The organism is Pseudomonas saxonica, from assembly GCF_007858365.1.
Classification (GTDB): domain Bacteria; phylum Pseudomonadota; class Gammaproteobacteria; order Pseudomonadales; family Pseudomonadaceae; genus Aquipseudomonas; species Aquipseudomonas saxonica.
Genome location: NZ_VFIO01000009.1, coordinates 103,846 through 128,489 on the forward strand (window position 1 = coordinate 103,846; position 24,644 = coordinate 128,489).

The 24,644-nt window shown below is 55.2% G+C and carries 21 protein-coding genes; 16 read left to right on the forward strand and 5 right to left on the reverse strand.

Annotated features, from left to right (window positions below; genetic code table 11):
- Positions 1 to 109: 109 nt before the first annotated feature.
- Positions 110 to 1,804, reverse strand: coding sequence for a lactate permease LctP family transporter (locus FJD38_RS19470; RefSeq protein WP_146386995.1), 1,695 nt, complete (start codon positions 1,802 to 1,804; stop codon positions 110 to 112).
- Between the two features lie 261 nt (positions 1,805 to 2,065).
- On the opposite strand from FJD38_RS19470, the gene FJD38_RS19475 reads away from it, so the two are divergent.
- On the forward strand, positions 2,066 to 2,833 hold the full coding sequence (locus FJD38_RS19475) for a GntR family transcriptional regulator (protein ID WP_122783724.1): 768 nt from the start codon (positions 2,066 to 2,068) through the stop codon (positions 2,831 to 2,833).
- A 169-nt stretch (positions 2,834 to 3,002) separates the two neighbouring features.
- On the opposite strand, the gene smpB is transcribed toward FJD38_RS19475, so the two are convergent.
- On the reverse strand, positions 3,003 to 3,485 hold the full coding sequence (gene smpB / locus FJD38_RS19480) for an SsrA-binding protein SmpB (protein WP_048365986.1): 483 nt from the start codon (positions 3,483 to 3,485) through the stop codon (positions 3,003 to 3,005).
- Between the two features lie 140 nt (positions 3,486 to 3,625).
- Between smpB and FJD38_RS19485 the strand changes: the two genes are divergently transcribed.
- From FJD38_RS19485 to FJD38_RS19495, 3 genes are read left to right on the forward strand one after another with little or no spacing between them, the layout of a single operon-like run.
- A complete protein-coding gene (locus tag FJD38_RS19485) occupies positions 3,626 to 5,029 on the forward strand; it encodes a sodium-dependent transporter (RefSeq protein ID WP_146386998.1) in 1,404 nt (467 codons plus the stop codon).
- Positions 5,030 to 5,036: 7 nt separating this feature from the next.
- Positions 5,037 to 5,471: a type II toxin-antitoxin system RatA family toxin gene (locus tag FJD38_RS19490; protein ID WP_122783722.1), complete on the forward strand. Its 435-nt coding sequence runs from the start codon at positions 5,037 to 5,039 to the stop codon at positions 5,469 to 5,471.
- Entirely contained in the window at positions 5,464 to 5,781 is a 318-nt protein-coding gene (locus tag FJD38_RS19495) for an RnfH family protein (RefSeq protein WP_146387000.1), read from the forward strand. The genes FJD38_RS19490 and FJD38_RS19495 overlap by 8 nt, the downstream gene beginning before the upstream one ends.
- 57 nt (positions 5,782 to 5,838) lie before the next feature.
- On the opposite strand, the gene FJD38_RS19500 is transcribed toward FJD38_RS19495, so the two are convergent.
- On the reverse strand, positions 5,839 to 6,372 hold the full coding sequence (locus FJD38_RS19500) for an outer membrane protein assembly factor BamE (RefSeq protein WP_146387002.1): 534 nt from the start codon (positions 6,370 to 6,372) through the stop codon (positions 5,839 to 5,841).
- A gap of 98 nt (positions 6,373 to 6,470) precedes the next feature.
- On the opposite strand from FJD38_RS19500, the gene fur reads away from it, so the two are divergent.
- Entirely contained in the window at positions 6,471 to 6,884 is a 414-nt protein-coding gene (gene fur / locus FJD38_RS19505) for a ferric iron uptake transcriptional regulator (protein WP_122783720.1), read from the forward strand.
- 96 nt (positions 6,885 to 6,980) lie between these two features.
- Here the strand turns inward: fur and recN are convergent, their stop codons facing one another.
- Positions 6,981 to 8,663, reverse strand: a complete 1,683-nt coding sequence (gene recN, locus FJD38_RS19510; RefSeq protein WP_122783719.1) for a DNA repair protein RecN — start codon at positions 8,661 to 8,663, stop codon at positions 6,981 to 6,983.
- A gap of 251 nt (positions 8,664 to 8,914) precedes the next feature.
- Between recN and grpE the strand changes: the two genes are divergently transcribed.
- The 7 genes from grpE (at position 8,915) to greA (ending at position 18,964) form a co-directional block, all read left to right on the forward strand.
- A complete protein-coding gene (grpE, locus tag FJD38_RS19515; RefSeq protein ID WP_122783718.1) occupies positions 8,915 to 9,481 on the forward strand; it encodes a nucleotide exchange factor GrpE in 567 nt (188 codons plus the stop codon).
- A 100-nt stretch (positions 9,482 to 9,581) separates the two neighbouring features.
- On the forward strand, positions 9,582 to 11,498 hold the full coding sequence (gene dnaK / locus FJD38_RS19520; protein ID WP_122783717.1) for a molecular chaperone DnaK: 1,917 nt from the start codon (positions 9,582 to 9,584) through the stop codon (positions 11,496 to 11,498).
- A 320-nt stretch (positions 11,499 to 11,818) separates the two neighbouring features.
- A complete protein-coding gene (gene dnaJ, locus FJD38_RS19525) occupies positions 11,819 to 12,943 on the forward strand; it encodes a molecular chaperone DnaJ (protein WP_122783716.1) in 1,125 nt (374 codons plus the stop codon).
- A gap of 10 nt (positions 12,944 to 12,953) precedes the next feature.
- The gene (gene dapB / locus FJD38_RS19530; RefSeq protein WP_146387005.1) at positions 12,954 to 13,760 is read left to right on the forward strand and encodes a 4-hydroxy-tetrahydrodipicolinate reductase; all 807 of its coding nucleotides are present in this window, start codon (positions 12,954 to 12,956) and stop codon (positions 13,758 to 13,760) included.
- Between the two features lie 260 nt (positions 13,761 to 14,020).
- Positions 14,021 to 15,157 carry a glutamine-hydrolyzing carbamoyl-phosphate synthase small subunit gene (gene carA / locus FJD38_RS19535; protein WP_122783714.1) on the forward strand — a complete coding sequence of 379 codons (1,137 nt, stop codon included), beginning with the start codon at positions 14,021 to 14,023 and terminating at the stop codon, positions 15,155 to 15,157.
- Positions 15,158 to 15,269: 112 nt separating this feature from the next.
- Positions 15,270 to 18,491: a carbamoyl-phosphate synthase large subunit gene (gene carB / locus FJD38_RS19540; protein ID WP_146387007.1), complete on the forward strand. Its 3,222-nt coding sequence runs from the start codon at positions 15,270 to 15,272 to the stop codon at positions 18,489 to 18,491.
- Positions 18,488 to 18,964 carry a transcription elongation factor GreA gene (gene greA / locus FJD38_RS19545; RefSeq protein ID WP_122783712.1) on the forward strand — a complete coding sequence of 159 codons (477 nt, stop codon included), beginning with the start codon at positions 18,488 to 18,490 and terminating at the stop codon, positions 18,962 to 18,964. Before carB ends, greA begins: the two co-directional genes overlap by 4 nt.
- A gap of 295 nt (positions 18,965 to 19,259) precedes the next feature.
- Here greA and FJD38_RS19550 read toward each other — a convergent pair whose 3' ends face one another.
- Entirely contained in the window at positions 19,260 to 19,568 is a 309-nt protein-coding gene (locus FJD38_RS19550; protein ID WP_122783711.1) for a YhbY family RNA-binding protein, read from the reverse strand.
- A gap of 107 nt (positions 19,569 to 19,675) precedes the next feature.
- Here FJD38_RS19550 and rlmE point away from each other — a divergent pair, with 107 nt between their 5' ends.
- From rlmE to glmM, 4 genes are all read left to right on the forward strand, one after another.
- A complete protein-coding gene (gene rlmE, locus FJD38_RS19555; protein ID WP_122783710.1) occupies positions 19,676 to 20,326 on the forward strand; it encodes a 23S rRNA (uridine(2552)-2'-O)-methyltransferase RlmE in 651 nt (216 codons plus the stop codon).
- 190 nt (positions 20,327 to 20,516) lie between these two features.
- Complete coding sequence (gene ftsH, locus FJD38_RS19560) at positions 20,517 to 22,424, forward strand: ATP-dependent zinc metalloprotease FtsH (RefSeq protein WP_122783709.1); 1,908 nt, start codon at positions 20,517 to 20,519, stop codon at positions 22,422 to 22,424.
- A gap of 8 nt (positions 22,425 to 22,432) precedes the next feature.
- A complete protein-coding gene (folP, locus tag FJD38_RS19565; protein ID WP_146387009.1) occupies positions 22,433 to 23,284 on the forward strand; it encodes a dihydropteroate synthase in 852 nt (283 codons plus the stop codon).
- A gap of 16 nt (positions 23,285 to 23,300) precedes the next feature.
- The gene (gene glmM, locus FJD38_RS19570; RefSeq protein WP_122783707.1) at positions 23,301 to 24,638 is read left to right on the forward strand and encodes a phosphoglucosamine mutase; all 1,338 of its coding nucleotides are present in this window, start codon (positions 23,301 to 23,303) and stop codon (positions 24,636 to 24,638) included.
- Positions 24,639 to 24,644 lie beyond the last annotated feature (6 nt).

Sequence of the window (24,644 nt, forward strand, 5' to 3'; positions counted from 1 at the left end):
GCGTCTCCGGGTGGTCCCGGTTATATGTCCACTTAGGTGGACCGGGTCGTGAATTACAGGTGCCGGGGAGAGCCCCGGCACCCTTAACGTGCAGTAACCATAGTCCTTATCAGTGCACCAGCATGCCGGTAAACCAATAGGCTTGGGCCAAGGTGATCAGGCCGACGATGGTGGCGAAGAACAGGCTGTGTTTGAGGGTGAAGCGGAACAGGTCGGATTCTTTGCCCACCAGGCCAGTGGCCGCACAGGCCACGGCGATGGATTGCGGAGAAATCATCTTGCCGGTCACGCCGCCGCTGGTGTTGGCGGCCACCATCAGGGTGTCGCTAACGCCGATCTGGTGCGCGGTGGTGGCTTGCAACGAACTGAACAGGGCGTTGGATGAAGTGTCCGAGCCGGTCAGAAATACGCCCAGCCAGCCGAGGAACGGCGAGAAGAACGGGAACGCCGCGCCAGTACCCGCCAACACCAGTGCCATGGTCGAGGACATGCCGGAGTAGTTGGTGACGAAAGCAAAGGCCAGCACCATGCCGATGGACAGGATCGGCCAGCGCAGTTCGTAGAAAGTCTCTTTCAAAGTGGTCAGACCGGTTTTGAAGTCGATTTTCAGGATCATCATCGAGATCAGCGCCGAAAAGAAAATCGCGGTGCCGGTGGCCGAAATCGGATCAAGCTTGAACACGGCCGCAATGGCGGTGGGTGCGTTGACGATCGGCGCAGTCTTGATCACCAGTTGGTCCAGGTGCGGGATGGCAAAGTTGAATACCCAGCCGTACATCGAGCCACCGGGTGAGAACAGCGCCTTGAACGGTTTTAGGGTCCAGATGGTGACCAGTACGGTCAAGATCAGGAACGGTGACCAGGCTTTGAGGATCTGCATCAGGCTGTAAGGCGATGCCATCAGGTTGCTCGGTTTGCCGAAGCCTCCTGCGCTGGCGGTCACGATAACGTCAGAGCTGACGCCAGCAATCTGGGCGCCTGCGGTGCGTTTTGGCTGCCAGACTTTCAGGAACAGGGTCAGGCAGATCAGGCTGGCGAGGGCCGAGGTGATGTCTGGCAGTTCAGGCCCAATGTAGTTCGAGGTGAAGTATTGAGTGACGGCAAAGCTCAAGCCCGCCACCAGCGCTGCGGGCCAGGTTTCACGCACGCCGCGCAGGCCGTCCATCATGAAGACCAGCCAGAACGGCACGAACAATGACAACAGCGGCAGTTGGCGCCCGGCCATTGCACCGATTTTGAATGCGTCGATGCCGGTCACTTGGCCTGCCACGATGATCGGGATGCCCAGGGCACCAAAGGCAACCGGGGCGGTGTTGGCGATCAGGCAAAGGCCCGCGGCGTACAACGGGTTGAAACCCAGACCCACGAGCAGTGCGGCAGTGATGGCCACAGGCGCGCCGAAACCGGCTGCACCTTCAAGGAATGCACCGAAGCAGAAGCCAATCAGCAGCACTTGCAGGCGTTGGTCGTCAGTGATCGACAGTACCGAGCTGCGAATAATTTCAAACTGGCCACTTTTCACGGTCAATTTGTAGAGGAACACCGCGGCCACAATGATCCATGCAATGGGCCAGAGGCCGTAGGCAAATCCATAGCCCGCTGCCGCGATGGCCATGTCGACAGGCATCTGGAAGGCAAAGATGGCCACCAAAATCGACAGGGCAAGGGTAATGCTGCCGGCCACATGTCCTTTCAGACGGAACACGGCCAGAGCCAGGAAGAAGAACACAATCGGAATGACGGCCGCGAGTGCGGACCAGCCAAGACTGCCGAGCGGACTATAGAGCTGTTGCCAGGTTTGCATATGGGGTGGCCCCTAATTGTTATTGGTCGATGCCATTAGTGCTATTGGATAATTGGTAATACCAATTTACAATCACTGTTCGCTAGGTTAGAAGCCTCGTGTGGTGTGTGTCAATTTGCCGCTGCTAAATCTTTCGTCTGGTTGTTCGTTGTTGGAGCATCTGATGCGGTGTTGGGCGGTGTTTCTGATGCGTGTATACGACGCGGCAATAGGCGAGAATAGCGCCCCCTCGGCGCATGGTCGGGTTGATGGAGAGCAGTTATGGGGTTTGATCAAGTCCGTCAGCGCCGCTTGTCGGACGATATTGTCGAGCAGCTTGAGGGAATGATCCTTGAGGGCACGTTGAAGTCTGGCGAGCGTTTGCCAGCAGAGCGTGCGTTGGCGGAACAATTCGGTGTGTCACGGCCGTCATTGCGTGAGGCCATTCAAAAGCTGGCGGCCAAAGGCCTGCTGGTCAGTCGCCAGGGCGGGGGCAATTATGTAGCGACTTCGCTGGGTTCGACGTTCAGTGACCCGTTGCTGCAACTGCTCGAAAGCAACCCTGAAGCGCAACGTGATCTGCTTGAATTCCGTCATACGCTGGAGGCGTCCTGCGCGTATTACGCAGCGTTGCGCGCCACGGAGATGGATCGCGAGCGTTTGCGCCTGGCGTTCGAGCGCTTGCAGGATTGTTATGCACGGGTAGATGAGGTGAGCCGGGCCGAGGAGGGCGAGGCAGATGCCAGCTTTCACTTGGCCATTGCCGAGGCCAGTCATAACGCCGTATTGCTGCACACGATTCGCGGGCTATTTGATTTGCTCAAGCGCAACGTGGTGACCAATATCGGCGGCATGTACAAACAACGCAGCGAAACGCGCGACATGCTGATCAGTCAGCATCGCGAGTTGTATCTGGCCATTATCGAAGGGCGTGCAGAAGACGCGCGCGAAGTGGCGAGTCGACATTTAATGTATGTGCAGGAAGTATTGGAAGAGGTGCGTCAGGAGGTGCAACGCATGGCGCGGGCGGAGCGGCGTAATGGGTTGTGAGTTCTTTTGTAGCCGCTGCCGCAGGCTGCGTTCGGCGGCGAAGTCGTCGTATTGCCGTTTAATGCGACCTCACTGACAGGTCGCGTTTCTAGCATTTACGATCGCTTCGCGACCGAACGCAGCCTCGCAGGCTCGTCAGCTGCTACGAGGTGCGAGGGGCGCTCGGAAACTAGTCTTCCTTGCCCTTGTTGCGCACCGCGCGTTGTAGCTCGCGATCGGAATCACGTTCGCGCTCGGTATGGCGCTTGTCGTATTCCTTCTTGCCTTTACCCAGGGCAATTTCGCACTTGATCAAGTGCTTGCTCCAGTAAATAGAAAGGCAAACGCAGGCGTAACCCTTTTGTTGCACCGCTGCAAACAGCTTCTCAAGCTCGCGCTTGTTAAGCAGCAGTTTGCGACTGCGCGTAGGGTCGGCGATAACGTGGGTGCTGGCGGTCGTCAGGGGGGCAATATGGCTGCCGAGCAACCATGCTTCGCCGTCCTTGAGTAGCACGTAGCTGTCGACCAGCTGTGCCTTGCCTGCACGCAGACTTTTTACTTCCCAGCCGGCCAGGACCAGACCAGCCTCGAACCGATGTTCGATGAAGTAATCGTGTCGCGCTTTTTTATTCTGCGCGATGGTCCCTGTGGGGTGTTTCTTCTGTTTAGCCATAGGGCCGGCATTATAGGCAGTTGCGAGCGTGTCGGCTACGGTCATGCAACGAGTTTACGTGTGCGGGACAGCGCGCTTGAGCCGGTAGGGTGATTCCCGGACAATGCGCCCTCTTTTTTTAGTGGTTGGGCGTAGTAACGATGTCGACAGACAAGGTTTCTGTCCACGGCAGTTGGGCAAGCCGTTGGGTCTTTATTCTCGCTGCGACCGGTTCCGCCGTGGGTTTGGGCAGTATCTGGAAATTCCCTTACATGGTTGGCGTCTATGGTGGCGGCGCTTTCGTGTTGGTGTTTTTGGCCTGCATCGCGCTGATTGGTGTGCCGGTCATGCTGGCCGAAACCCTGATGGGTCGGCGGGCGCGGCTAAGCCCAGCGAATGCCTTGAAAGTGCTGGCGGTCGAAGCCGGGCACTCGGCGCGTTGGTCGTGGGGCGCATTTGCCGGGATGATCACGGCATTGCTGATTTTGTCTTTCTATAGCGTGGTTGGCGGCTGGTCGCTCGATTACATCATCAATATGGGCAAGGGCGATTTTCAGGGCGCTACGGCAGATCAGGTCGGTGCTTACTTCGGGGGTGTGATCGCTGACCCGTGGCGTCTGACGTTCTGGCACACGGCTTTTATGCTGCTCTCGGCCTATGTGATTGCCAAAGGGGTGGTGGCGGGGCTTGAGCGCAGTCTGCGGATCATGATGCCTATTCTGTTTGTGCTGCTGCTGGTGTTGCTGGGTTACAGCATGACCACGGGGCATTTTATGGAAGGCGTGCATTTCATGTTCGACTTCAACCCTGATCGGGTGCTCGATGGCTTACTGGCAGCGATGGGGCATGCGTTCTTTTCTCTGAGCGTGGGCGTTGGATCGATCATGATCTATGGTGCGTATATGCCCAAGAACGCCTCAATCTCCGGGACTGTGGTCGGAGTGGCGTTGATCGATACGTTTGTCTCATTGCTCGCCGGGTTGGCATTGTTTCCAATAGTATTTGCTTCGGGATTGAACCCCAGTGAAGGGCCGGGTCTGATGTTTGTGACCTTGCCGTTTGCCTTTGGCAATGTGGCGTTCGGGCAGCTGATGGGCGTGGTGTTCTTTGTGTTGGTGGCCGTAGCGGCCTGGAGCTCGGCGATTTCATTGCTGGAGCCGATGGTGGCTTATCTGGTTGAGCGAACCAAGATCCGACGCCTGTGGGTGACGTTCTGGTTGGCGTTCAGTTGCTGGTTTGTGGGGCTGGGCACCGTGTTTTCCTTCAATATCTGGAAGCAAGCCAAGTTCTTTGTGAGTGAAGACTCAGGTTTTCACCTGTATCAGTGGGGCGCTGCGAGCGGTCTCGACTTCTTTGGTGTCGTTGATTTCTTCACCTCGCGTATCATGTTGCCTTTGGGCGGACTGTGCTTTGTGGTCTTTGCAGGCTGGATCATGGGGCGTGGTGCGGTACGCGACGAGTTGTCGATGCGTAGCCCGGTGCTGTTCGCCTTGACACTTTTTTTGATGCGCTATGTGGCGCCACTCGGCATTCTGATTGTGTTTGCCGCCCAGCTGTGGAAATAACGCTGACATGACTACCCATATCCAACGCTCTGCTTTGCTGCCTTATCCGGCGCAAGCGCTTTATGACCTGGTTAACGATGTTGAGCATTACCCGGACTTTCTGCCGTGGTGTTCCTCCGTCGAGCTGATCGAAAAGTCCGATGTGCTGATGCGTGCCAGTCTGGGCGTGGCCAAGGCTGGGCTGAGCCAGCACTTTGTGACGCGCAACACCCTGGTGCCGGGGCAGTCGATTGAAATGAACCTGGAAGAGGGGCCTTTCAAACAATTGCATGGTCTTTGGGTGTTCAAACCTTTGGGTGAGAAGGCCTGCAAGATCAGCCTGGACATGACCTTCGATTACGCCGGGCCGCTGGTCAAGGCGACCTTGGGGCCTTTGTTCAATCAGGCAGCCAATACGTTAGTGGATGCTTTTTGCCAGCGCGCCAAGCAGCTTTATGGTTGAGTCGTTGATTGACGTCGAAGTGGTGTATGCGGCGATTGATCGGCAGCGCTTGCTGGCATTTTCGGTTGCGCAGGGCACAAGCGTGCGCGCTGCGCTGCTGGCTTCGGGCATTGGAAAGGAGTTCCCTGAGCTTGATCTGACAAGCTGCCCTGTGGGGATCTTTGGCAAGCAGGTGGCAGACCCGCAATACCGAGTGTTGCAGGCGGGGGAGCGCATCGAGATTTACCGGCCGCTGTTGGCAGACCCTAAAGAGATACGTCGTCAGCGCGCTGCTAAAGCGGCCGAGGCCAAGCGTCAGAGTCAGGTGTAACAGCGTTATCGCAGACAACAAAAAGCCCGGCATGCCGGGCTTTTTTGTACCGGACGATTATTGGTCGTCGGTATCCAGAGGCTCTGGAGTCGGAACGGGGACCGTTTCGACGCCGTCGACGTCCTTCTGGATTTGATCGAGCAGTGAACCCGGCTTGGCGGGTACGTCGCTCTTCTCTTCAGCTGGAGCGTCAGGCGCTGCCGGCTCAACCACGTTAGTGGCGCCGTCCTTGCCGAGAATGGCTTCATCGCGGCTTACGCCTGGCTTGAAGTCGCCAGACAAGCTAACGAGCTGGTCATTTTCGTTGAAGAACACACTGATGCGTTCTTGTTGGCGCTGGCCGCCGCCGGGCTGCAGGCTATACAAATAGTCCCAGCGGTCAGGGTGGAATGTATCGGTCAGCAGGGCGTTGCCCATAATAAACCGCACTTGCCGACGGGTCATTCCCGGGCGTAACTGGTTTATCATGTCCTGCGTGACGACATTGCCCTGTTGGATGTCGATTTTGTAAACCCCGGGGAATGAACAACCGGCGAGTGCGAGCAGTCCCACAAAGGTGAAACTGGTTAGCAAGAGCTTGGTGTTTTGCATCGGTGGGCGACTTCCACTATCTTGGCTGGGACAACGTAAACGCCGATCATACCCGTATTAATAGAAGCTGCGAAGCGGCTTCCGCGAGAAAGCTAACCATGGTTGAAAATAGCGAACTCCGTAAAGCCGGACTGAAGGTGACTCTGCCACGAGTCAAAATCCTGCAAATGCTTGACTCTGCCGAGCAGCGTCACATGAGCGCCGAGGATGTTTACAAGGCACTTATGACCGCGGGTGAGGATGTGGGGCTGGCCACGGTTTACCGTGTACTGACTCAGTTTGAGTCCGCAGGGCTGGTGATCCGCCACAATTTTGATGGTGGTCATGCAGTCTTCGAATTGGCCGATGCCGACGGTGGCCACCATGATCACATGGTCAATGTGGACAGCGGTGAAGTGATCGAATTTTTCGACGAAGACATCGAAAAACTGCAGCACGCCATCGCTGCAAAACACGGTGTTGAGCTGGTGGATCACAATCTTGTTTTGTACGTGCGCAAGCAAACAAAATAAGTCTGTAGCGCGAATTTCTGGTTCGCGAAACCAACAAAGGCGACCCAAGGGTCGCCTTTGTGCTGTCTGAATGACGGCTTTTTCTACCGTTCGTCGCTAAGCTGCAAGAATTTTCGCAGTAACCACCATTTTCTTTGCGTGCGCCAACGATTCTTTGGTCAGGTCGATGCCGCCAAGCATGCGTGCAACTTCTTCTATGCGCTCTTTCTTGCTCAGTTTCGATACGGCAGTGCGAGTGGTGTCGCTCTCGCGAACCTTGTGCACAAATAGATGCTGATGGCATTGCGCAGCCACTTGCGGCAAATGGGTGACTGTCAGTACCTGGCCGCGCTCGCCTAGACGGCGTAACAGTTGGCCGACGATTTCGGCAGTAGGACCGCCAATGCCGACGTCGACCTCGTCAAATACCAGGGTAGGCACCCGTGAGGTTTGCGCGGTGATGACCTGGATGGCCAGGCTGATGCGTGACAGCTCGCCACCTGACGCTACTTTCGCCAGCGCTTTAAGGGGTTGGCCTGGGTTGGCGCTTACCAGTAGCTCTACGTGCTCCAGCCCGTGTGGCATCGGGTCGACGCTGGCCTGTGGGCGCAGTTCGATCAAAAAGCGCCCGCCGGGCATGCCCAAGCGCTGTATTTCTTCTTCTACGGCACTGCTCAGGCGCGATGCTGCCTGAGCACGCAGGCTGCTGAGTTCGCGTGCACATTCCTGATAGTGGCGTGTATAGGCTGCCAGCTCGTGGGTCAGGCGTTCGATGGATTCGTCGTTGGCATTGAGGCTTTCGAGCTCATCCAGCAGTCTTTGCTGCAGCGCAGGAACGTCACTTGGCTGTACACGATGTTTGCGCGCGAGTGTATAGATGGTGTCCAGACGTTCTTCCAGGTACTGCAAGCGGCCCGGGTCAGCATCAAAGTGATCAAGAAACCGGTTAAGTTCGCCTACGGCTTCTTCGACCTGGATTTGTGCACTGGCCAGCAGGTCGGTTGCTTCGCTCAGAGATCCGGAGCTGTTGTTGATGCTTGAAAGTCGGTTCAGGCTGACCGTCAATGCATTGAGGACGTTGCCGGAGTCGTTTTCGCTGCACTGTTCAACCACTTGGCGGCAGATCGTGAGCAAGGTTTCGGCATTGGTCAGGTTTTTGTGTTCCTGCTCCAGCTCATCCAGTTCGTTTTCGCCCAGCGACAGCGTTTCGAGCTCTTCAAGCTGGTAGCTCAGTAACTGATGACGTGCGCGTTGTTCATCGCCGGAGTTGGAGAGGTGTTCGAGTTCTTGCCGCGCCTGGCGCCACCTTTGTGCAGCCAGTTGAACCTGGCGGGACAGGTCGGTGGCACCCGCGTATTCGTCCAGAAGGCGACGGTGGGTGTCCGGTTTTAGCAGCGACTGGTGCTCATGCTGGCTGTGGATATCAATCAGCAACTCGCCCAAGGCTTTGAGGTCGCCTTGTGGGCAGGGCGTGCCATTGATGTAGCTGCGTGAGCGCCCTTCAGTCGTGATAACACGACGCAAAATGCACGGGCCATCCGTTTCGAGGTCGCGCTCGGCGAGCCAGGCACGTGCTTCGGGAATGTCTTGCAGGTCGAAGGTGGCAAGAATGTCGGCTTTGTCGGCGCCTGGACGAACTACGCCGCTATCGGCTCGGTCTCCCAAGGTGAGGCCCAGCGCATCAAGCATGATCGATTTTCCTGCACCGGTCTCGCCAGTGATTACACTCATCCCGCGATCCAGTTCAAGATCGAGATGTTCAACGATGGCGTAGTTATGAACGGACAGGTGCACCAGCATAGGAGCTGCTCCAAAACGTAATGTCTGGTTATTTATACAGTGTTTTGTTTCGTGCTGACAATGGCTGTCGTTAGTACGATTTGCTTTGTTTTTCTGAATTTTTAGCGCGTTTTGATTTTTTTGCGGGATTTAGGGCAGGACAAAGAGGCACTGTTAGTGCGTTGTGGCTCTTGAACCTGAAAATTGCGACCCCATATACCTTGGCAGAAGCGCGAGTCGAGCTCGCGGACAAAGTTTGAAAGGAGAAATCTATGGCAGACGAACAGACTATGGATACGCAAAACCAAGAAGCAAATCAGGCCGCCGATGCCGCTGGCGAAGATCTGGTCGCTCGCGTGCAGTCGCTTGAAGAGCAACTGGCCGCAGCTCATGATCAGGCTTTGCGTGTTGCTGCTGATCTGCAGAACGTTCGCCGCCGCGCTGAACAGGACGTCGAGAAAGCACACAAATTCGCATTGGAAAAGTTTGCTGGCGACCTCTTGCCGGTAATTGACAGTCTTGAGCGTGGTCTTGAGCTGTCCAGCCCGGATGACGAGAACATTCGCCCAATGCGCGAAGGGATTGAGCTGACACTGAAAATGTTCCAGGACACCCTGAAGCGTTATCAGCTGGAAGCGATTGATCCGCACGGCGAACCCTTTAATGCCGAGCATCATCAAGCTATGGCCATGCAGGAAAGCGCTGACCTGGAGCCGAACAGTGTGCTCAAGGTGTTTCAAAAGGGCTATCAGCTCAATGGTCGCTTGCTGCGCCCGGCTATGGTCGTAGTCAGCAAGGCGCCAGCGCCGGTTTCGCCATCGATTGACGAGCAGGCTTGAAATCGGCCGCAAGGCCCCCATTTAGAAGTCAAGCGTTAAGCAGTGCCGCAGTTGGTCATTACTGCTGCGGCAAAAAAATTCAAATTTAGGGAGAGTAAACATGGGCAAAATTATCGGTATTGACCTCGGGACCACTAACTCGTGTGTTTCGGTTCTGGAAAACGGTAAAGCAAAAGTTATCGAAAACGCAGAAGGCGCGCGTACTACGCCGTCGATCGTTGCGTATGCCAATGATGGCGAAATTCTGGTTGGCCAATCGGCCAAGCGTCAGGCAGTGACCAATCCGCATAACACCCTGTACGCGGTGAAGCGTTTGATCGGTCGTCGTTTTGACGAAGAAGTTGTACAGAAAGACATTCAGATGGTGCCTTACAAAATCGTCAAGGCTGACAATGGCGACGCATGGGTTGAAGTGAACGGCCAGAAAATGGCTCCGCCACAAATCTCGGCTGAAATTCTGAAGAAAATGAAGAAAACCGCCGAAGATTACCTCGGCGAGGCAGTGACTGAAGCGGTTATTACCGTTCCGGCCTACTTCAACGACAGCCAGCGTCAGGCGACTAAAGACGCCGGCCGTATCGCGGGTCTGGACGTAAAACGCATCATCAACGAACCAACCGCTGCTGCTCTGGCTTACGGTATGGACAAGGCGAAAGGCGACCACACTGTCATCGTTTATGACTTGGGTGGCGGTACTTTCGACGTGTCGGTCATTGAAATTGCCGAAGTGGATGGCGAGCATCAGTTTGAAGTGCTGGCAACCAACGGTGACACGTTCCTGGGTGGTGAAGACTTCGATATCCGTCTGATCGACTACCTGGTTGACGAGTTCAAGAAAGAAAGCGGCATGAACCTTAAAGGTGATCCGCTGGCCATGCAGCGTCTGAAAGAAGCTGCTGAAAAAGCCAAAATCGAACTGTCTTCGAGCCAGTCGACTGACGTGAATCTGCCTTACATCACTGCAGATGCCACTGGTCCTAAGCACTTGAACGTGAAAATTTCGCGCGCCAAGCTGGAATCGCTGGTTGAAGACCTGGTTCAGCGCACCATCGAACCTTGCCGTATCGCGTTGAAAGACGCCGGTATCGATGTGTCGAAAATCAACGACGTGATTCTGGTCGGTGGTCAGACTCGTATGCCACTGGTTCAAAAACTGGTGACTGAGTTCTTCGGTAAAGAAGCACGTAAAGACGTGAACCCGGACGAAGCTGTTGCAATGGGTGCTGCTATCCAGGGCGCGGTATTGGCCGGTGATGTTAAAGACGTTCTGCTGCTGGACGTGAGCCCGCTGACTCTGGGTATCGAAACCATGGGCGGTGTCATGACTGCTCTGATCGAGAAAAACACCACGATTCCTACCAAGAAATCGCAAGTGTTCTCGACCGCTGACGACAACCAGGGCGCTGTGACCATTCACGTGCTGCAAGGTGAACGTAAGCAAGCGGCTCAGAACAAGTCGTTGGGCAAGTTCGACCTGGCTGACATTCCACCAGCTCCACGTGGCGTGCCTCAGATCGAAGTAACCTTTGACATCGACGCCAACGGTATCTTGAACGTGAGCGCGAAAGACAAGGCGACCGGCAAATCTCAGTCGATCGTGATCAAGGCCAACTCCGGTCTGTCCGAGGAAGAAATTGCTCAGATGGTTCGCGACGCCGAGATCAACGCTGAGGAAGACCGCAAGTTCGAAGAACTGGCAGCTGCCCGTAACCAGGGTGACGCACTGGTTCACTCGACTCGCAAAATGGTCGCCGATGCTGGTGACAAGGTGACTGAGGAAGAGAAAGCTGCAATCGAAGCTGCAGTGGTTGCTCTTGAAGCTGCTGTAAAAGGCGACGACAAAGCGGCTATCGAAGCCAAGGTTGAAGAGCTGTCCAAAGTGTCTGCTCCAGTTGCTCAGAAGATGTACGCCGAGCAAGCAAACCCTGCAGACGCAGCGGCCAAGCCAGCTGATTCGGCTGAAAAAGCTGACGACGTTGTCGATGCTGAGTTTGAAGAAGTAAAAGACAACAAGTAATTAGCTTGTTTGTCGCCCGGTTGACCGCGCGCTTGCGGTGACTGGTAGGATGTCGCCGCGCGGGAGCTTGCTCCCGCGTTGGCGTGTCTGGAGTAGAGGAATTTTTACAGCATGCGACAAGGTCGGATGCTGGCGGTTGGGCTTGGAGGTTTTTATGTTCCGCCCGCACGAAACCGCTCCTGTCAGCCAATGCATTGGCTGTTAATCAGAAACCAATATCGTTGAAAAAGACGTGAGTCGAGTCTGGTCTCTATCGGATTTGGCGGGTTTGGTGAGGCTCGGGAGGGTTTTGCCGAACGTCCTTGAGAGTGCAAAGAATTATGGCAAAGCGCGATTATTACGAAATTTTGGGTGTCGAGCGTACTTCCACTGAGGTGGAGTTGAAGAAGGCATACCGACGTCTGGCAATGAAGCATCACCCGGACCGTAATCCGGATGACAAGGCTTCAGAAGAGCTGTTCAAAGAAGCGAACGAAGCTTACGAAGTCCTGTCGGACTCCAGCAAACGTGCTGCCTATGATCAATACGGGCATGCCGGTGTCGACCCGCAAATGGGTGGCGGCGGTGCTGGGTTTGGTGGGCAAAACTTCTCCGACATCTTTGGTGATGTCTTCAGTGATTTCTTTGGCGGTGGTCGTGGCGGCTCCCGGGGCGGCGCTCAGCGTGGTAGCGATTTGCGCTATACGCTTGAGCTGGATCTGGAAGAGGCTGTACGCGGTACCACGGTCAATATTCGAGTTCCTACGCTGGTTAATTGCAAGCCGTGTGACGGTTCTGGCGCCAAGAAGGGTTCTTCGCCTGTTACCTGTACGACCTGTGGCGGTATTGGCCAGGTGCGTATGCAGCAGGGTTTCTTTGCGGTTCAGCAAACGTGTCCGCGCTGCCATGGTCAGGGCAAGATCATTTCTGATCCGTGCGACAGCTGCCGTGGTGAAGGTCGCGTAGAAGAGTACAAAACCCTTTCGGTGAAAGTGCCTGCGGGTGTTGATACCGGCGATCGCATTCGTCTGTCGGGTGAAGGCGAGGCTGGCGTACAGGGTGGGCCTGCGGGCGATCTGTACGTGGTTATCGAGGTGCGTGAGCACGCGATTTTCCAGCGCGACGGCAAGCATCTGTTCTGTGAAGTGCCTATCAATTTTGCTGATGCGGCGCTGGGTGCAGAGCTTGAAGTCCCGACGCTTGACGGTCGAGTCAAGTTGAAAGTGCCTGAGGGCACTCAGAGCGGTAAACAGTTCCGTATTCGCGGCAAGGGCGTTGCCCCTGTGCGGGGTGGTGGTGCTGGTGATCTGATGTGTCGTGTGGTTGTTGAAACACCGGTGAAGTTGAGCCGACGTCAGCGTGAGCTGATGGAAGAGTTTCGCTCCACGCTGGAAGGTGACAGCAGTCACTCGCCTAACGCAACAGGCTGGTTCGAAGGCGTGAAGCGCTTCTTCGGCGACTTATAAGGGGCGGGACATGCGACGTATAGCTGTTATGGGTGCTGCCGGGCGCATGGGTAAAACCCTGATTGATGCGGTGCAGCAGCGTTCGCCGCTGTGCGGCCTGACCGCTGCGATTGTTCGTCCGGGCAGCTCGTTGATCGGTGCAGATGCCGGTGAATTGGTATCCCTGGGTCGTCTTGGTGTTGCGCTGTCGGCTAATTTGCAGGCGGTTGCGGATGACTTCGATGTATTGATCGACTTCACGCTTCCTGACGTTATGCTGAAAAACCTTGAGATTTGCCGTCAGTCTGGCAAGGCCATGGTGATTGGTACGACAGGGTTGAGTCCGGTGCAAAAGCAATTGCTCGCCGAGGCGGGCAAAGACATTCCGATCGTTTTTGCTGCGAACTTCAGCGTAGGCGTAAATTTGTCGCTTAAGTTGCTGGATATGGCTGCTCGAGTGATGGGGGAGGATGCGGACATCGAAATCATCGAAGCGCACCACCGTCATAAAATCGATGCGCCTTCCGGCACTGCCCTGCGCATGGGTGAGGTAATTGCCGATGCGTTGGGGCGTGACCTGCAAAAGGTTGCGGTCTATGGTCGAGAAGGGCATACCGGCGCACGTGAGCGCGAGACAATCGGTTTTGCGACGGTTCGCGGTGGCGATGTAGTTGGGGATCACACGGTGTTGTTCGCCACTGAAGGTGAGCGCCTTGAGATTACCCACAAAGCGTCCAGCCGCATGACGTTCGCCAAGGGTGCGGTTCGCGCTGCGCTATGGCTGGAGGGCAGCGAGCCGGGCCTGTATGACATGCAGGATGTGCTCGAGCTGCGTTGAAATACCTCTGTAATATCGGGCTATTGCGCAATCAATAGCCCGTTTTTTAACCGCTAAGCGATGTGCTGTCGCATTCCTCAGTCTTTTCGGCTCTTTAGCGGTAGACCAAAAAAGCCTTTTTCTGTAAGCTACAGCTTTAGTGTGTCCACTAAAAGCGCGCAGAATTATTCAGTGAAGAAGCGGGGTGACGTGTCCATACGTCACTCCGCTTTTTTACAACCTGCGATCGCCCTTTCAGGCTTTATTTACGGGAGGTCTTCTTGACTAAGCAAGCCATACTCGCCCTCGCTGATGGCAGCATTTTTCGCGGCGAAGCCATTGGTGCCGACGGTCAAACCGTTGGTGAGGTGGTGTTTAACACCGCAATGACTGGCTACCAGGAGATCCTGACGGATCCTTCCTACGCTCAGCAAATCGTGACCCTGACTTACCCGCATGTCGGCAATACCGGTACTACGCCGGAAGATGCCGAGTCTGATCGTGTTTGGTCCGCAGGTTTGGTGATCCGTGATCTGCCACTGGTTGCCAGCAACTGGCGTAACACAATGTCGTTGTCTGACTACCTGAAAGCCAACAATGTTGTGGCTATCGCCGGTATCGACACCCGTCGCCTGACACGCATTCTGCGTGAGAAAGGCGCACAAAACGGCTGCATCATGGCTGGCGACAACATTTCTGACGAAGCGGCCATTGCCGCTGCACGTGGTTTCCCTGGCCTCAAAGGCATGGACCTGGCGAAAGTCGTCACGACCGATAAAGCCTACGAGTGGCGTTCCAGCGTCTGGAACCTGGCGACCGACAGTCATCCGACTATCGAAGCCAGCGAGTTGCCTTACCACGTTGTGGCTTACGACTACGGCGTAAAGTGGAACATCCTGCGCATGCTGGTTGAGCGCGGCTGCCGCGTGACCGTGGTTCCGGCTCAGACGCCTGCCAGTGATGTACTGGCGCTGAATCCTGATGGCGTGTTCCTGTCCAACGGCCCGGGTGATCCTGAGCCTTGCGACTACGCAATCAAGGCGATTCAGGAAGTGCTGACTACCGAGATACCGGTGTTCGGTATTTGCTTGGGCCATCAGCTGCTGGCACTGGCTTCGGGCGCCAAGACTGTAAAAATGGGTCATGGCCACCATGGTGCTAACCACCCGGTTCAGGATCTGGACACCGGTGTTGTGATGATCACCAGCCAGAACCACGGTTTTGCGGTGGATGAAGCCACTTTGCCAGCCAATGTGCGTGCGATTCACAAGTCGCTGTTCGACGGCACCCTGCAGGGTATCGAACTGACCGACAAGAGCGCTTTCAGCTTCCAGGGTCACCCTGAAGCCAGCCCGGGCCCGAACGACGTAGCACCGCTGTTCGATCGCTTCATCAATGAGATGGCCAAGCGCCGCTGATCAATGCTGCGTTGCAGTTCGATGGTGGCCCCGAGCTTCGGTGGCCCCTCGGGCGCTTCAGTATCTTGATTGACAGCTTGCCGACTGACCTGCGGATTTGAGTGACAAACCCATGCCAAAACGTACAGACATTAAAAGCATCTTGATTCTCGGCGCTGGCCCGATCGTTATCGGCCAGGCCTGCGAATTCGACTACTCCGGCGCCCAGGCCTGCAAGGCTCTGCGTGAGGAGGGTTACCGCGTCATTCTGGTTAACTCCAACCCGGCCACCATCATGACCGACCCGGACATGGCCGACGCAACTTACATCGAGCCGATCAAGTGGCAGACCGTTGCCAAGATCATCGAAAAAGAGCGCCCAGACGCACTGTTGCCAACCATGGGTGGCCAGACTGCTCTGAACTGCGCACTGGATCTGGAGCGTGAAGGCGTTCTGGAGAAGTTTGGCGTAGAGATGATCGGTGCCAATGCCGACACCATCGACAAGGCTGAGGACCGTTCGCGTTTCGACAAAGCCATGAAGTCCATCGGCCTTGATTGCCCGCGTTCGGGTATCGCGCACAGCATGGAAGAGGCCAATGCGGTTCTCGAAAAGCTGGGCTTTCCATGCATCATTCGTCCTTCCTTCACCATGGGCGGCACCGGTGGCGGTATTGCTTACAACCGTGAAGAGTTCGAAGAGATTTGTTCCCGCGGTCTGGATTTGTCGCCCACCAAAGAGCTGTTGATCGACGAATCGCTGATTGGTTGGAAAGAGTACGAGATGGAGGTTGTCCGCGATAAGAAGGACAACTGCATCATCGTCTGCTCGATTGAAAACTTTGATCCGATGGGCGTGCATACAGGTGACTCGATCACCGTTGCGCCAGCGCAAACCCTGACGGACAAGGAATACCAGATCATGCGGAACGCCTCTTTGGCGGTGCTGCGTGAAATTGGCGTTGAAACGGGCGGTTCAAACGTTCAGTTCGGCATTTGCCCGAACACAGGCCGTATGGTCGTGATCGAGATGAACCCGCGTGTATCGCGTTCTTCGGCGCTGGCTTCCAAGGCCACCGGTTTCCCGATTGCGCGCATCGCTGCCAAGCTGGCCATCGGTTACACCCTGGATGAGTTGCAAAACGAAATCACCGGCGGTGCGATGCCGGCCTCGTTCGAGCCGTCCATCGACTACGTTGTGACCAAGCTGCCACGTTTTGCTTTCGAGAAGTTCCCGAAAGCTGACGCGCGCCTGACGACTCAGATGAAGTCGGTGGGTGAAGTGATGGCTATCGGCCGGACCTTCCAGGAATCTCTGCAAAAAGCCCTTCGCGGTCTGGAAGTGGGCGTTAGCGGTCTGGATCCAAAGCTCGACCTGAGCAATCCGGAAAGCATGGCCGTGCTCAAGCGTGAGCTGACTGTTCCGGGCGCCGAGCGTATCTGGTACGTGGCTGATGCATTCCGCGCAGGCATGACTGTCGAAGACATCTTTGGCATGAACATGATTGATCCTTGGTTCTTGGTACAGATCGAAGATCTGATCAAGGATGAAGAAAAGATCAAGACGATGGCGCTGTCCTCGATTGATCGTGATGCGATGTATCGCCTTAAGCGCAAAGGCTTCTCGGATGCACGTCTGGCTGTACTGCTGGGTGTGACCGAGAAAAACCTGCGTCGCCATCGTCACAAGCTGGAAGTGTTCCCGGTTTACAAGCGTGTTGACACCTGCGCGGCCGAGTTCGCTACTGATACGGCTTACATGTACTCCACCTATGAGGAAGAGTGCGAATCCAACCCTTCGGATCGTGACAAGATCATGATTCTGGGTGGTGGCCCGAACCGTATCGGTCAAGGTATCGAGTTCGACTACTGCTGCGTTCACGCCGCTCTGGCGCTGCGTGCCGATGGTTACGAGACCATCATGGTCAACTGCAACCCGGAAACCGTTTCCACCGACTACGACACTTCGGATCGTCTGTACTTTGAGTCGGTCACGTTGGAAGACGTGCTGGAAATCGTTCGTGTCGAGAAGCCAAAAGGCGTGATCGTTCAGTACGGCGGCCAAACCCCGCTGAAACTGGCTCGTGCTCTTGAAGAAGCTGGCGTGCCGATCATCGGTACCAGCCCGGATGCTATCGACCGTGCAGAAGACCGCGAGCGTTTCCAGCAGATGGTTGAGCGCCTGAACCTGCGTCAGCCGCCAAACGCGACAGTGCGCAGCGAAGACGAAGCCATTCGCGCAGCCTCCAAAATCGGTTATCCGCTGGTGGTGCGTCCTTCCTACGTGTTGGGCGGTCGTGCGATGGAAATCGTTTACGAAGAAGAAGAGCTCAAGCGTTATCTGCGTGATGCGGTGAAAGTGTCCAATGACAGCCCGGTGCTGCTGGATCACTTCCTCAACTGCGCAATCGAAATGGACGTTGATGCGGTATGCGACGGCACGGATGTAGTCATCGGCGCGATCATGCAGCATATCGAACAGGCAGGTGTTCACTCCGGTGACTCCGCGTGCTCACTGCCGCCTTACTCTTTGCCGCTGCACATCCAGAATGAGATGCGCGAACAGGTCAAGAAAATGGCTCTGGAATTGGGCGTTGTCGGCCTGATGAACGTGCAGCTTGCCCTGCAAGGCGAAGACATCTACGTCATTGAAGTGAACCCGCGTGCCTCGCGTACCGTTCCTTTCGTATCCAAGTGCATCGGCGTTTCTCTGGCAATGATCGCAGCACGCGTCATGGCTGGTAAAACCCTGAAGGAAATTGGTTTCACCAAAGAAATCATTCCTAACTTCTACAGTGTGAAAGAGGCGGTCTTCCCGTTCGCCAAATTCCCGGGTGTTGACCCGATTCTCGGCCCAGAGATGAAGTCCACCGGTGAAGTGATGGGCGTGGGCGATACCTTTGGTGAAGCATTTGCCAAGGCTCAAATGGGCGCTAGCGAAGTGCTGCCAACTGGCGGAACTGCGTTCATCAGCGTGCGTGACGACGACAAGCCTTTGGTGGCGGGTGTTGCCCGTGACCTGATCAATCTGGGCTTCGAAATCGTTTCGACGGTAGGCACTGCCAAGTTTATCGAGGCTGCCGGTCTTAAAGTCCGCCGCGTGAACAAGGTGACCGAAGGTCGTCCACACGTTGTCGACATGATCAAGAATGACGAAGTTAGCTTGATCATCAATACAACTGAGGGTCGTCAGTCGATTGCTGACTCTTACTCCATTCGCCGCAACGCGCTGCAGCACAAGATTTACTGCACAACGACCATTGCTGCTGGCGAAGCGATCTGTGAAGCGCTTAAATTCGGTCCTGAAAAAACCGTACGCAGCTTGCAGGATCTACACGCAGGATTGAAGGCATGATCAAATACCCAATGACAGTCCAGGGCGCCAAAGCCCTGGAAGAAGAGCACGCTCATCTGACCAAGGTTGTTCGACCGAAGCTGAGCCAGGACATCGGTACGGCCCGTGAATTGGGCGACCTGAAAGAAAACGCTGAATACCATGCTGCTCGTGAGCAGCAGGGTATGGTTGAGGCGCGTATTCGTGATATCGAGGGCCGCATGCAAAACGCGGTCATCATTGATGTCACGACTATTCCTCATACTGGCAAAGTGATTTTCGGTACTACGGTAGAAATTGCTAACGTTGAAACTGACGAAAGCGTGACGTACCAGATCGTGGGTGAGGATGAGGCCGACTTCAAACTTGGCAAAATCTCCGTGGGTTCGCCTCTTGCGCGCGCCTTGATTGCCAAGGAAGAAGGCGATGTAGTCGCGGTGAAAACACCGAGTGGTGTTATTGAGTACGAGATTGTCGAAGTGCGTCACATCTGAGTAAAGGCGCCCGCTTCGTGCGGGCGCACTGCTTTGGCGGCTGACCCGGTTGTCTCGGGTTGGCGGTCTTTATATGCATCACACAGAATTGTTGGGCGCTGCTGGTCAAGACAGGCTGGCAGTGATGTTGGGCGAAATGTCAGGTCGTGTGTCTGAGTGTGTCGTGCAGCGAGTAGAGAGGGGATGTAGCGCAGGATGCTATGGCTGCCTGATGCGTTGCGCGGGCAGAGATCATGGTAGGTCTGAAGGCAAGAGTGTCAGGGTGCGCCATGCGCACCCTTGACCCTTGTCGGCATCACTTGAAACGATGGACGTTCGACAGTTGCTTGTTCACATTGACGTTTTTGCGGTACAGAAGCGCCATTTTACCGATAACCTGTACCAAGTCCGCTTTGCCAGCCTTGCAAAGTTCTGCAATGGCCGCCAAACGGGCTTCGCGATCCAGGATGTTGACTTTGATTTTAATCAACTCGTGATCGCCCAATGCGCGTTCGAGTTCGGCTAAAACACCTTCAGTCAAACCATTGTCAGCCACAGTCAAAACTGGTTTCAGATGGTGGCCAATGGACTTGTACTGTTTCTTCAGCTCTTGAGTGAGCGGCATAATCTGACCCCTGTGTCTGATCTTGTAAAAAGCGGCGGCCAGTTTACCCGAGCGAGTCAGAGACCGCCCGGTTAATCACGACCCGTTTAAATTTTTTGAGGTGGCCCGTGGCCCGTTCCAAGACTAGCCTTAACTGGCTGAAAGAGCATTTCAACGACCCGTACGTCAAAATGGCGCAAAAAGACGGGTATCGTTCGCGTGCGAGCTATAAATTGCTGGAGATTCAAGAGCGTGATCGACTGATCCGTCCAGGCATGACTGTGATCGACTTGGGGGCAGCCCCGGGTGGGTGGTCTCAGGTGACCAGTCGTCTGATTGGTGGTCAGGGTCGTTTGATCGCGTCCGATATTCTGGATATGGACAGCATTCCTGATGTGACCTTCATCAAAGGTGACTTTACTGAGGATGCAGTACTGGCTGAAATCCTGGAGGCGGTCGGAAATACGCAAGTAGACCTTGTGATTTCTGATATGGCCCCCAATATGAGTGGATTGGCAGCTGTGGACATGCCTCGTGCGATGTTCCTCTGCGAGTTGGCGCTGGATCTTGCCGGTCGTGTATTGCGTCCGGGTGGTGATTTCCTGATCAAGGTGTTCCAAGGGGAAGGCTTCGATCAATACCACAAAGATATTCGCAAGCTGTTTGATAAGGTACAAATGCGCAAGCCTTCGTCGTCGCGAGACCGATCTCGCGAGCAGTATTTACTGGGGCGTGGCTTCCGTGGCATCGATGGTTCTGCCAGCGATGAGCGTCTCTGAACAGGCTGATAGGTTTTTTTGTATCGCTTTACAGAGCCGACATAAAGAATATTGTGTAGTCAAGCTTCACAAAGGGTTACAGACGGAGCCTACAAGGGTTGTAGGCAATGTAGTAAGTTATGCCGGTGAATATCATGCGAAGCGCGCTTCAGTAGCGGGGCTTGCTTCAGAGGGTAGCTAATTGAACGATATGGCAAAGAATCTGATCCTGTGGTTGATCATCGCAGCTGTCCTGGTGACAGTGATGAACAACTTCTCCAGTCCAAACGAGCCACAAACCCTCAACTATTCCGACTTCATCCAGCAAGTTAAGGATGGCAAGGTCGAGCGCGTTGCCGTTGACGGCTACGTGATTACCGGCAAACGCAGCGATGGCGATTCTTTCAAAACCATCCGTCCGGCGATTCAGGACAATGGTTTGATCGGTGATCTGGTTGATAACCATGTGACCGTTGAGGGCAAACTGCCTGAGCAACAAAGTATCTGGACACAACTGTTGGTTGCGAGCTTCCCCATTCTGGTGATCATCGCGGTCTTCATGTTCTTCATGCGTCAAATGCAAGGCGGAGCCGGCGGTAAGGGCGGTCCGATGAGCTTTGGCAAGAGCAAGGCGCGCCTGTTATCCGAAGACCAGGTCAAAACGACTCTGGCTGACGTAGCGGGCTGTGATGAAGCCAAGGAAGAAGTCGGTGAGCTGGTTGAGTTCTTGCGCGATCCGGGCAAGTTCCAGCGTCTGGGTGGTCGTATTCCCCGTGGCGTGTTGATGGTAGGCCCGCCGGGTACCGGTAAAACCTTGATCGCTAAAGCCATTGCCGGCGAAGCCAAGGTGCCGTTTTTCACTATTTCGGGTTCTGACTTCGTTGAAATGTTTGTGGGTGTCGGCGCAAGTCGTGTTCGTGACATGTTTGAACAGGCCAAGAAGCACGCACCTTGCATCATCTTTATCGATGAAATCGATGCTGTCGGCCGTCACCGTGGTAACGGTATGGGCGGTGGGCATGACGAGCGCGAGCAAACTCTGAACCAGTTGCTGGTTGAGATGGATGGCTTCGAGATGAATGACGGCATCATTGTGATTGCCGCCACTAACCGTCCTGACGTGCTTGACCCTGCGCTGTTGCGTCCAGGTCGATTTGACCGTCAGGTGGTGGTTGGCTTGCCGGACATTCGTGGTCGCGAGCAGATCCTCAAAGTCCACATGCGCAAAGTGCCAATGGGCGATGACGTCCAGCCGGCTGTTATTGCGCGTGGTACACCGGGGTTCTCGGGTGCAGATCTGGCTAACCTGGTGAACGAAGCATCCTTGTTCGCAGCGCGCACCGGTAAGCGTGTTGTTGAGATGAAAGAGTTTGAGCTGGCTAAAGACAAAATCATGATGGGCGCAGAGCGCAAATCGATGGTTATGTCTGATAAAGAAAAACGTAATACGGCTTACCACGAGGCAGGTCACGCTATTGTTGGGCGTGTAGTGCCTGAGCATGACCCTGTTTATAAGGTCTCGATCATTCCTCGTGGTCGCGCGCTTGGCGTTACGATGTTCCTGCCTGAAGAGGATCGTTATAGCCTGTCCAAGCGTGCGTTGATCAGCCAGATCTGCTCGCTTTACGGTGGTCGCATTGCTGAAGAGATGACCTTGGGCTTTGATGGTGTGACGACGGGTGCGTCAAACGACATTATGCGCGCCAGTCAGATTGCCCGGAATATGGTTACCAAATGGGGCCTTTCCGAGAAGCTGGGGCCGCTGATGTATGCCGAGGATGAAGAGTCTTATCTGGGGCGCGGCGGTGGTCAGAGTGCGAATGTTTCAGGGGAAACAGCCAAGCTGATCGACTCTGAAGTGCGCAGCATCATTGATCACTGTTACAACACGGCCAAGCAGATCCTCACGGAGAACCGTGACAAGCTGGACGCTATGGCGGATGCCTTGATGAAATACGAGACGATCGATGCTGATCAGATCGATGACATCATGTCGGGTCGACCACCGCGTGAGCCACGTGATTGGGAAGATGGCGGTTCGGGAACTCCGACAGCGCCGAAACTCGACAAGACTGAACGTCCTGAAACACCTATCGGCGGCCCGGCTGCTGATCAATAAGGCTTGAAATGACCTCTGTTCAGCCCTCAACCCGGTTGCCTTGCGGCAACCGGGTTCTTGATTTGGCCCATACGCACGTGATGGGCATTCTCAATGTAACCCCCGACTCTTTTTCTGATGGTGGCCGCTTTGCTGCGCTGGACGCTGCATTGCGCCATGCTGAATTGATGGTTCTGGCCGGTGCGACTCTTGTTGATGTAGGCGGTGAGTCAACCCGACCCGGCGCCCCGATAGTTTCTCAACAAGAAGAGCTCGATCGTGTTGCCCCGGTTGTGGAGCGCATTAGTCGCGAACTGGACGTCATTATTTCAGTCGATACTTCGGCTCCCGTCGTCATGACTGAGGTTGCCCGTCTTGGCGCTGGCCTCATCAATGATGTGCGCTCTCTGCGTCGTGAGGGTGCCTTGCAGGCAGCTGCGGCGACAGGTTTGCCAGTGTGCTTGATGCATATGCTGGGTGAACCGGGAGATATGCAGAACAATCCGCATTACGATGATCTGGTGGGCGAAGTTTCTGCGTTTCTGGCCGATCGTATGCAGCAGTGTGCGGCGGCCGGTATTGCGTCTGATCGAATTATCCTGGATCCGGGTTTTGGCTTTGCCAAAACCTTGCAGCATAATCTGAGCCTGTTCAAACATATGGATGCCTTGCTGTTGCTGGGGCGTCCTTTGTTGGTAGGGGTATCGCGTAAAAGCATGATTGGTCAGGCACTTAACCGCCCGGTTGATGAGCGGCTGTATGGTAGTCTGGCACTTGCGGCACTGGCGATGAATAAAGGGGCGCGCATTTTACGCGTCCATGACGTCGCCCAAACAGTTGATGTGGTACGGATGATCGCAGCAGTAGAGTCTGCCGACTAAGAATAATGGAGTAGTTATGACAAAGAAGTATTTTGGCACCGACGGTATTCGTGGTCGGGTCGGCGTCTATCCGATAACCCCTGACTTTATGCTTAAGTTGGGGTGGGCTGCGGGCATGGCGTTTCGCAGTAAGGGGGCTTGCCGGATTCTGGTAGGCAAGGACACGCGGATTTCAGGTTACATGTTTGAGTCTGCCCTGGAGGCGGGCCTGTCTGCAGCCGGTGCCGATGTGATGCTCTTGGGGCCAATGCCGACACCTGCCATTGCCTATCTGTCGCGTACTTTTCATGCGCAGGCGGGTATTGTGATCAGCGCATCGCACAATCCTCATGACGATAACGGTATCAAGTTCTTTTCGGGCGATGGCACCAAGCTGCCGGATGATGTTGAATTGATGATCGAGGAGTTGCTGGATGCTCCCATGACGGTCGTTGACTCTGACAAGCTCGGCAAGGTGTCGCGCATCAATGATGCTCCGGGTCGCTATATCGAATTTTGCAAAAGCAGTGTTCCTACCAGCACCAATTTCAGTGATCTCAATATCGTTCTCGACTGTGCCCATGGTGCTACCTACAAAGTTGCCCCTAGCGTGTTCAAGGAGTTGGGTGCGCAAGTCACGGTTCTGTCGGCTCAGCCTAATGGTTTGAATATCAACGATAACTGCGGCTCGACCCATATGGAGTCATTGCAGGCGGCCGTGCTGGCTGAGGGGGCTGACCTGGGCATCGCTTTTGATGGCGATGGTGATCGGGTCTTGATGGTGGACCATACGGGTGCAATTGTTGATGGCGATGAGCTGTTGTTTATCATCGCCAGAGATTTGCACGAGCGCGGCAAGTTGCAAGGCGGTGTCGTCGGCACATTGATGAGCAATTTGGGGCTTGAGTTGGCGCTGGGCAATCTTGGGATTCCATTTGTGCGCGCCAATGTCGGTGACCGCTATGTGATTGCTGAGCTACAAGAGCGCGAATGGCAGATTGGCGGTGAGAACTCCGGTCACATCCTCTGCCTGCAGAACACCACAACGGGTGATGCCATTATCGCGGCGCTTCAGGTGTTAATGGCTTTGCGCCGTCGTGGCGAAGGCCTGGCTCAGTCGCGCCAAGCCTTGCGCAAATGTCCACAAGTGCTGATCAATGTGCGTTTTGGCGGGGGTGTTAATCCGTTGGAGCACCCAGCTGTCAAAGAGGCGTGCGCGCGGGTAACAGAGGCCATGCAGGGTCGTGGGCGTGTGCTGTTGCGCAAGTCCGGCACCGAGCCATTGGTGCGTGTGATGGTCGAAGGCGATGACGAAAGCATGGTTCGCGGATACGCCGAAGAGCTGGCAAAACTGGTAAGTGAAGTTTGTGTCTGAATTCGG